The 3231-nt window shown below is 75.7% G+C and carries 2 protein-coding genes; both read left to right on the top strand.

The annotated features are described in order from the left end of the window. On the top strand, positions 1 to 2867 hold a 2867-nt coding region (locus HPT28_RS26355; protein ID WP_219094483.1), incomplete at its 5' end, for a type I polyketide synthase. A 1-nt stretch (position 2868) separates the two neighbouring features. Next, a partial coding sequence (locus HPT28_RS27285) for a beta-ketoacyl synthase N-terminal-like domain-containing protein (protein ID WP_257579463.1) occupies positions 2869 to 3231 on the top strand: 363 nt, incomplete at its 3' end.

Here is a 3231-nt window from a genome sequence, read left to right on the forward strand (position 1 = left end):
ACCACCTCACCCCCACCACCCACACCACCGACCTCCCCACCTACCCCTTCCAACGGCAGCGGCTCTGGCTCGACGCACAGCCGCAGGCGGACGCCGGGCACCCGCACCCGTTCCTCAACGCCGAGGTGGATCTCGCCGCCGGTGACGGCACGCTGCTCACCGGCGCGCTCTCCCTCCGCACGCATCCGTGGCTCGGGGACCACACCGTCGGGGGTACCGTCCTCGTCCCCGGCACGGCGCTCCTCGAACTCGCCCTCCACGCCACCGAGNTCGAAACCCCCCTCACCCTCCACCCCGACCAGACCGTCGACCTCCAGGTCAGCGGCGAGTCCGGCACCGTCCGGATCTACTCCCGCCCCCGCTCGGCCGCGCCTGAGCAGTCCTGGACCCGGCACGTCACGGCGACCCTGGCCAGGCCCGCGGAGGCGTCACCGGCCGAAGGTCCGCCCGTCGAGTCCCTGGAGGTCTGGCCGCCCGAGGGCGCCGTCGCCGTTCCGGTGGAGGACCTGCACGAGCAACTCGCCCTGACGGGACTGGGCTACGGCCCCGCCTTCCAGGGGCTCCGGGCGGCCTGGCGGCTCGGGGAGGCGGTGTTCGCGGACGTCGTGCTCCCGGAGCCCGTCGCCCACGACACCGAGGGCTTCGCGCTGCATCCCGCGCTGCTGGACGCCGCCCTGCACCCGATCGCGCTGGGCGGCTGGACGACGGAGAAGGGTGCCCACCTGCCGTTCCTCTGGTCCGGCGTCCGTCTGCACGCCACCGGGGCCACGTCTCTGCGTGTGCGCCTCGCGCCCGGCGCCGACCGGGACACCGTCACACTGCTCGCCGCGGACGCCACCGGACGGCCCGTCCTCACGGCCGACGGACTCCTCCTGCGTCCGCTGGCCGCCGCCGAGCTGCCGCGCGGTTCCGGGGCGGGCCCGCTGTACGTGGCCGAATGGGTGCCGCTGCCGCTGCCCGGCCCCGCCCAGCGCCCCGGTTCCGAGGACTGGACGGTGCTCCGGGTCGCCGACACGGAGCAGACCGGTGGCACGGGCGGGGACGACGTGGCGGTGGCGGGCGTCGCGACGCTCCACGCCGTTCTGGACCGCGCGCGGGCCTGGCTGGCCGACGAGGAGAACTCCGGCCGCCGGCTCGTCGTCGTCACCCGGAACGCACTCGCCGCCGAAGCCGACGGCGACCCCGACCGAGGCCCGGGCGAGAGCGGACTCGCGCAGGCGCCGGTGTGGGGCCTGCTGCGTTCGGCGCAGGCCGAGCACCCGGACCGTTTCGTCCTCGTGGACCTGGACGCGGACAGCGACCTCGACAGCGGCGCCGCCGAGGAAGCGCTCTCGGCCGCCGCCGCCTCGGGCGAGCCGCAGATCGCCGTGCGGGCCGGGGAGCTGCGGGTGCCGCGGCTCGCCCGCGTCGAGGAGCCCGGCGCCCCGGAACCGCCGCTGCCGGAGCTCGACGAGGGCACCGTGCTGGTGACCGGCGGCACCGGAACGCTCGGTGCCGCCGTGGCCCGGCACCTGGTCACCGAGCACGGCGCCCGGAACCTGCTGCTCGTCGGCCGACGCGGCCCCGACGCCCCGGGAGCCGACGAGCTGATGGCCGAACTGACCGCCCTCGGCGCCCGGGTGACCATGACCGCCTGCGACGTGGCCGACCGCAAGGCGCTCTCCCGGCTGCTGGAAGCCGTGCCGGACGAGCATCCGCTGACCGCCGTCGTCCACACCGCCGGAGTGCTGGACGACGGGCTGTTCGGCACGCTCACCCCGGAGGCCGTCGAGCGGGTGATGGCCCCCAAGGCCACGGCCGCCTGGGCCCTGCACGAGCTCACCCGGGAGCTGCCGCTGCGCGCCTTCGTCCTCTTCTCCTCGTTCGCGGGCACCGCGGGGTCCGCGGGTCAGGCGGCGTACGCGGCGGCCAACGCGTTCCTCGACGCCCTCGCCCGGCATCGCCACGCCCTCGGGCTCCCCGCCACCTCGCTCGCCTGGGGCCTGTGGGAGGCGACGAGCGGGATCACGGCTCGGCTGGACGCCGCCGACCGGGCCCGCATCGCCCGCAGCGGCGTCGCGCCCCTCCCGACGCGGGACGCGTTGGCGCTGCTCGACGCGGCCCTCGGCACCACGCGGCCCGTACTCGTCCCCGTGCGCCTGGCCGAACCGCACGTCCTGCGCGCGAGGGCGGCGGCCGGCGAACTGCCGCCGCTGCTGCGGCGCTTCGTCCTCCCGGGGGCCGCTGCCCGTCCGGCCGCGGGCGGTTCCGTGGCCGTGGGGGCGGACGGCACACCGGAGGCGCTCGTGGCCCGGCTGTCCGCCCTGCCCGAGGCCGAACAGGCCCCGGAGCTGCTGCGGTTCGTCCAACGCCAGATCGCCGCGGTGCTCGGTTACTCCGACACCGCCCGCATCGAGGCGGACCGTGGCTTCCAGGACCTGGGGTTCGACTCGCTGACGGCGATGGAGCTGCGCAACCGGTTGCAGAAGGCCACGGGCGTACGCCTCCCGGCCACGCTCGCCTTCGACTTCCCGGACCCGAGTGCCGTCGCCCGGCACCTCCGGGACGAGCTGGAGTTGACCGGCCCGGACTCGGCGCGCGGCGTGCTGGACGCCCTCGACCGGCTGGCGGGCGACCTGACCGAGCTCGCGCGACGGCCCGACACCGAAAGCGCGGACCGCTCGCGCATCGCCATCCGGCTGCGCAAACTCCTGGCCGACTGGACCGAGGACGCGACCTCGACCCCGGCCGGAACCGCCGGAACCGCGACCGACGGCGACACCCCCGCCGGGACCACCGGCGGCGACGGGGACGGCCGCCGCCCCGACCTCGACAGCGCCACGGACGACGACCTGTTCAACCTCGTGGAAAACCTGGGGAAGCCCTGACATGGCTGATGCGAACGAGACCAAGCTCCGCGACTACCTCAAGCGGGCCATCGCCGACGCGCAGGAGGCCAGGCAACGACTCCGCGACCTTGAGGAGCAGGCGGCCGAGCCGATCGCGATCGTCGGCATGGCGTGCCGGTATCCCGGCGGCGTCAGCTCNGTCGACCGGGGTGTCGACGCGATCTCCGACTTCCCCACCGACCGCGGCTGGGACACCGAGAAGCTGTACGACGCCGACCCCGAGCGCACGGGCACGACCTACTGCACCCGGGGCGGTTTCCTCCACGACGCCGCCGACTTCGACCCCGCGTTCTTCGGGCTCTCGCCGCGCGAGGCCCTGGCCATGGACCCGCAGCAGCGGCTC

It is taken from the genome of Streptomyces sp. JJ38 (genome assembly GCF_019303475.1).
Lineage (GTDB): Bacteria > Actinomycetota > Actinomycetes > Streptomycetales > Streptomycetaceae > Streptomyces.